Consider the following 3,094-nt stretch of genomic DNA (forward strand, 5'->3'; position numbering starts at 1 on the left):
GGCCTTGGCCAGGTCTTGCGTGCCTTGGTGGCGCTTGAGTTCGGCGGCGGCCTCGCGGGTGCGCAGGCTGTGCTTGGTCTCCGCGATGTAGGCCGCGCGGGTGTTCTCGCTCTCGCGCAACGTGGCGTTGGCTTCGGCCAGGCGGGCGCGTTGGGTGGCCAGGTCGCGCTCCAGCTCGATGCGCTCCCTGGTGCGGTCCTGGTTGGCATGGCTGGACATGAAGCCCTGGTCGGCCAGTTGATGAAAGTCGGCCTCTCGCTGCCGGGCGATGGGCAGCGTGGTCTGCAGCTTGGCGACCATCTCGCGCACGGTGGCAATCTCGGCCTGGCGGCGGTCGATCTCCGCTGCAGCCTTGGCGAGCTTGGCGGTGATGTCGCTCCACTCGTCGCGCAGTTGGGCCTGGGTGGCGGCGGTGTCTACCTCCGTCCAGCCGGCGGGGATGCTCTTGCCCAGATCCGGCGAGCGGCCTGGGGCTATGCCTGGGGCTGCGGCTGTGGCCGGCGAGTTCAGCGCCTGCAGCAAGGCCCGCGTGCGCAGCACCTCGGACTGCATCGACTTCAACTGCTCGTCGATGCTGGTCTTGTCTGCATTCGCTGTCGTGGGGTCAAGCTCGACCAAGGCTTGCCCGGCTTCGACATGGTCCCCGTCACGCACCAGCACGCGCTTGACCACGCTCACCTCCAGCGGCTGAATGAGCTTGGTGCGCTCGCTCACGATGATCTTGCCGGGCGCGACGGCCACGATGTCGATCTGCCCGCAGATGGCCCAGGTCAGCGCAATGACAAACAGCGCGATCAATGCGAAGGCCAGTCGCCTGGGCGCGGGGTGCACGGGCGTGTCCTGCAGGCTCAGGGCGGCGGGCAAGAAGGCCGCCTCGTCGCTCAAGCGCTTCGGCCCGGCCAGCTCGTGGCGGTGCTGCCATGCCGCTTTGAAGATCGCACGGTAGCGCGCCAGCAGCTCGAAGGCCGGGTGGCGCATGTCGCGCGCGTTCGGTGCGTTGGCCGCGGGCGCTGCAACCACGCTGGTCGCGGTGGAGGTGTTGGTGGTGCCTTCGTTCGTCATACCGCCGCCCCCGCGCCTTCGCTCGAATGCCCACCGCCCTGCATGCCCCACAGATGCGCGTAGATGCCCTTGGGCCGGTTCAGCAAGCTCTCATGCGTGCCGCCTTCGACGATCCGGCCCTTGTCCATCACGATGATGCGGTTCGCATGCCGCACGGCGGACAGGCGGTGTGCAATGATGAACACGGTGCGCCCCTTGCAGATGTGCGCCATGTTGCGTTGCACGATGGCCTCGCTCTCGTAGTCCAGCGCGCTGGTGGCCTCGTCGAAGATCAGGATGCGCGGGTGCGTGAACAGCGCGCGTGCAATGGCCACGCGCTGGCGTTGCCCGCCCGACAGGCTTGCGCCCTGTTCTCCGACGACGGTGTCGTAGCCCTCGGGCAGTTCGCTGATGAACTCGTGCGCGCCCGCCATGCGGGCCGCGTGCATCACCGCCTCCAGCGGCGCGGCCGGGTCGACGATGGCGATGTTCTCGCGCACGCTGCGGTTGAAGAGGGTGTTCTCCTGCAGCACCACGCCGACCTGCCTTCTGAGCTGTGCCGCATCGATCAGGCTGATGTCGATGTCGTCGACCAGCAGGCGCCCTTGCTCGGGGGAATACAACCGCTGAATGAGCTTGGTCAGCGTGCTCTTGCCGGAGCCCGAGCGCCCGACGATGCCGATGACTTCGCCGGGGCGCACGTCGAGGCTCACGCCGTTGAGCACGGGCGCCGCTTCAGGGCGGTAGCGGAAGGTGAGGTTGTCCAGCGTCACGCGGCCCTTGAGCGCTGGGAGTTGGGCTGCGGTGCTGGGTGGCACTTCGGTGCGCGTGTTCAGGATGTCGCCGAGCCGGGCCATGGAGATGCCCGTTTGCTGAAAGTCCGTCCACAGCTGCGCCATGCGCATGATGGGTTGAGACACGCGTTGGGCGAACATGTTGAAGGCGACGAACTGGCCGACGCTCATGTCGTTGTTCATGACCAGGTGCGCGCCGTACCAGAGCGTGGCCGCATTCACCAGCTTGCCGATGAGGTTGACGCCTTCATGCGCCCAGCTCGCAAGGTTCTGGGTTCTGAAGCTCGCGGAGATGTAGGCGGCGAGCTGGTTGTCCCAACGTCGCCCGAAGGCCGGCTCCAGTGCGGTGGCCTTGACGGTCTGGATGGCGCTCACGGTCTCCACCAGCATGGCCTGGTTCTCCGCGCCGCGCGCGAACTTCTCGTCCAGGCGCCGGCGCAATATGGGCACGACCGCGAGGCTCAGGGCGAAGTACAGCGGCATGCTGACCAGCACGATCAAGGTCAAGGGCACGCTGTAAAACAGCATGACGGCCACGAAGACGATGGAGAAGACGACGTCGAGCAGAACAGTCAGCGCGTTGCCGGTGAGAAAGCCGCGAATGTTCTCCAGCTCGCGCACGCGGGCAACGGAATCGCCCACGCGGCGGGCCTGAAAGTAGGCCAGTGGCAGTTGCACCAAGTGGCGGAACAAGCGCGCACCGAGTTCAACGTCGATGCGGTTCGTGGTGTGGCTGAAGACGTAGCTGCGCAGTCCGTTCAGCAGCGACTCGAAGACGACCACCACCACCAGGCCGATGACCAGCACATCGAGCGTGGTGATGCCCCGGTGCACCAGCACCTTGTCCATCACGACCTGAAAGAACAGCGGGCTGACCAGCGCGAACAGCTGGAGGATGAAGGAGATGAACAGCACCTCGCCCAGCAGCTTGCGGTGCTTGACCAGGCTGGGGATGAACCACGAGAAGTCGAACTTGGCGAGCTCGCCTGTGAGGCTGGCGCGGCTGGTGATGAGGATGAGTTCGCCGGTCCAATGTGCGGAGAAGACCTCGAGCGGTTCGATGACCGGGCGGCCGTTCGATGCAGAAGGGTCTTGCAGCAGCACGCGTTGCGCATCGCACTGCGCGAGGATCACGACGCGTTCGCTTCCGTCTTCATTGCGCAGCACGGCCAGTGCGGGCAACGGCGTCAACGACAGACGCTCAGGGGTGGTGCGTGAGGCCTTGGCCTTCAGGCCGAGTTGCCTGGCCGCTTGCAGCA

The 3,094-nt window shown here is 66.2% G+C and carries 2 protein-coding genes; both read right to left on the minus strand.

Going from position 1 to position 3,094, the window contains the following annotated elements:
* Positions 1-1,062 (minus strand): biotin/lipoyl-binding protein (locus VLK31_RS36135; protein ID WP_409173307.1); only part of this gene is annotated, 1,062 nt, incomplete at its 3' end.
* Positions 1,059-3,094 (minus strand): type I secretion system permease/ATPase (locus tag VLK31_RS36140; protein ID WP_409173308.1); only part of this gene is annotated, 2,036 nt, incomplete at its 5' end. The genes VLK31_RS36140 and VLK31_RS36135, both read right to left, overlap by 4 nt.

This window comes from Variovorax sp. H27-G14, assembly GCF_046156345.1.
Lineage (GTDB): Bacteria > Pseudomonadota > Gammaproteobacteria > Burkholderiales > Burkholderiaceae_C > Variovorax.